The organism is Lipingzhangella rawalii, from assembly GCF_031628175.1.
Taxonomy (GTDB): Bacteria; Actinomycetota; Actinomycetes; order Streptosporangiales; family Streptosporangiaceae; genus Lipingzhangella_A; species Lipingzhangella_A rawalii.
Genome location: NZ_JAVLVT010000029.1, coordinates 1 through 2478, shown reverse-complemented (window position 1 = coordinate 2478; position 2478 = coordinate 1). Strand labels below are relative to the sequence as shown.

Genomic DNA, 2478 nt, shown 5'->3' with positions numbered 1-2478 from the left:
CTAGGTCGGCCAGTCCCCCCCAGGCGTGCCTGGGGACTCCCGGAGCCCCGGCCAGCCCCACCCACGGCCGGGGCTCCCACGCGTTGTGCTCCCGCCGTGCCGGAATCTCGTCTCGGCCATGGTGCGAGCATCGTCTGACCCCGGATGAGCGCCGTCGAATGCGCACTCTGGAAGAGTCCCTGGACCAGTGCTGGGATCTGCTGCGGCAGCGTCGCGCCCATGCCGGATACGGCGAGGATCCATGGCAGGCACACCCGCGACCAGTGCCCGACGTAGAGCACGACCAGAGCTAGGAATCGTGGCCCGCGGCTATACCTGGGTGGTGGCGCGTTCCCGGGGCGGCAACCACCATCCAGCATCCTCAGCGCGCTGTCACGCCCCCGTCAGTGACCGGCAGCCGAATCGTCGCTGAGATCGTGTCCACGGTCCCGCTGTGCCCGCGCGATCATGTCCGCACGCTCGATAGGCAGCACCATGGCTACGGCGAGGCGCGGTTCGAGTTGCGCCGCACGGTGGTTGGTCGTGGCCTCCATTCGCTCGGGACACACCTGGTGCTTTATGTTGTCGCAGCGCAGGGGATTCGCTAGGTGCGGATCACGAACGCACGAGTCGTGCGATCGCCTCGGAAGCCTCACGTACCTTCGCCTCGGCCTCGGCTCCGCCGTGTGCGGTGGCGTGGGCCACGCAGTGCTTGAGGTGCTCGTCCAGCAGCTCCAGGGCCACCGCGCGTAGTGCCTTGTTGGCAGCGGAGGTCTGGGTGAGGATATCGATGCAGTAGGCATCGTCCTCCACCATGCGCTGGAGGCCACGCACCTGTCCCTCGATGCGCCGTAGCCGGTTCAGGTGCTTCTGCTTATTGTCGTAGTAGCCGTAGGTGGCTGGCTGCTGTTCCGCTGTGGTGGTCTCGTCGGTCATAGTCGCCGCTCCTGATGGGTGCATCACGCCTCGCCACCAGCGATAATACCCTACGGCGGTATATTTGGGTCGGCGTCGTGATTCTGGGTGCAGGCCCCTGTCGGGATGGCCGGATGCGGACACGGTGAGTCGTGTTCTGGAGGGACTCCTGCTGGGAGTGGCTGTGTTCGTGGAGCCAGGGTACGCCACAGTTCTCGTGCAGGCATTTTTGCAGTTCAGAACGCATCGTTGAAACTTCGGGCTCGTCGGTGCCGGCGCGCTGAACGCGCCAGTGTGGCTCAGTGTTGTTCATATCTGACGCATCGTGGGCTTATTTGGCCGTTACCCGTAGCGAATTCCGTGTGCTATTGTCCCTGCTGTCGCCCTGAACCGCGATGCTCTGGGATCGAGCGGTCTTCCGTGTGCGTGGCGCAGATGTCGCCATTGTCGTGCACGTCGACTCACATCGTTCGAGATTATCCACGCGGTTTGCGTGGGCAGCGACTGTGTGTCGACGCGGAACTCCCCGGTGGTCTGATAGGCAGCTTCCGCATCTTTCCGCTTTCCCGCCGTATTCGGCCTAGACCTGCCGTCATGCATTTTTATCCGGTACTTCCTGTTAGAGGAGCCATTCATGACGTCCACGAATGTGGCGAAAGCGAGCTTCCCTGGTCGGCGAATCGCTACAAACTCCTGTGCGGCCGTGTTCGCGACCGGGATGTTCGTGGCTCTGGGGGCCGCCCCCCTCGGTGCAGACGAGGGTGAGAAGTTTGTGGCAGCCACCGCAGTGCAGCTGCACCTGCCGGCCGGTGGCTTCGTGGCCGAGGAGTACTCCGGAACCCTGGGTTCCGTGCAGGCCACTGTTGACAATGGCGATGTGAGGTGGGACCACCTGGAAGACCCGGACGGTGTACTGGGCTTCCACGGCCGCTCCGTCAGCGAAGGGGACCTTGAGGGCTCCAATGGCCACGCCTCGGCGCGCTACCACGACAGTGAGTGGACCGAGGACAGCGGGTTGGCCCTGGCCAACGGCTACCTGGCCCTGGTGCTGCCGGAGGGTGTGGAGTCCGGGGCCGTGAACCCCGGGGACGGCGACAGCGACTTCGCTCTCGACGTCCGAGCCACCTCCGAGGCCGACGTGGACGCGGACGGCGTCCCGACGGCCGAGGTCCCCAGCGGGGCACACCCCGTTGAAGTGAGCGTCTTCGGCACCGACGTGACCCCAGGAGAGAGCGCTGAGGTCACCGTGGACGGTAGCGACGCCGACCTCGGTGAGGACGTGGACTCGGTCGACTTCGTGATCGAGTCCGGCGTGGTGACCGAGGAGGAGGACTCGCGGGCGCATGCGCGGTTCGACCTCTCCGTGACCGGAACCGCCTACGACACCGACGGGGAGGTCGTCTACGAGGGCGACTTCCTCAACGCCACGTTCGCCGAGACCACCGCCGACTTCACCGGTGAGCCCGGTGACGGCGGCGGTGACGGCGGCGGTGACGGTGACGGCGGCGGTGACGGCGGCGGTGACGGTGACGGCGGCGGTGACGGCGGCGGTGACGGCGGCGGTGACGGTGACGGCGGCGGTGA

4 protein-coding genes are annotated in these 2478 nt (G+C 66.1%); 2 read left to right on the top strand and 2 right to left on the bottom strand.

Annotation, left to right across the window (positions count from 1 at the left end; translation table 11 throughout):
- Positions 1–104: 104 nt before the first annotated feature.
- Positions 105–293 (top strand): DUF2630 family protein, encoded by a 189-nt coding sequence (locus RIF23_RS20610; RefSeq protein ID WP_407659526.1) that lies wholly within the window; start codon positions 105–107, stop codon positions 291–293.
- Positions 294–383: 90 nt separating this feature from the next.
- Here RIF23_RS20610 and RIF23_RS20605 read toward each other — a convergent pair whose 3' ends face one another.
- Positions 384–533, bottom strand: a complete 150-nt coding sequence (locus RIF23_RS20605; protein ID WP_310914297.1) for a hypothetical protein — start codon at positions 531–533, stop codon at positions 384–386.
- 61 nt (positions 534–594) lie between these two features.
- Positions 595–915, bottom strand: coding sequence for a metal-sensitive transcriptional regulator (locus RIF23_RS20600; protein ID WP_310914296.1), 321 nt, complete (start codon positions 913–915; stop codon positions 595–597).
- Between the two features lie 613 nt (positions 916–1528).
- Here RIF23_RS20600 and RIF23_RS20595 point away from each other — a divergent pair.
- Positions 1529–2478 (top strand): hypothetical protein (locus RIF23_RS20595; RefSeq protein WP_310914295.1); only part of this gene is annotated, 950 nt, incomplete at its 3' end.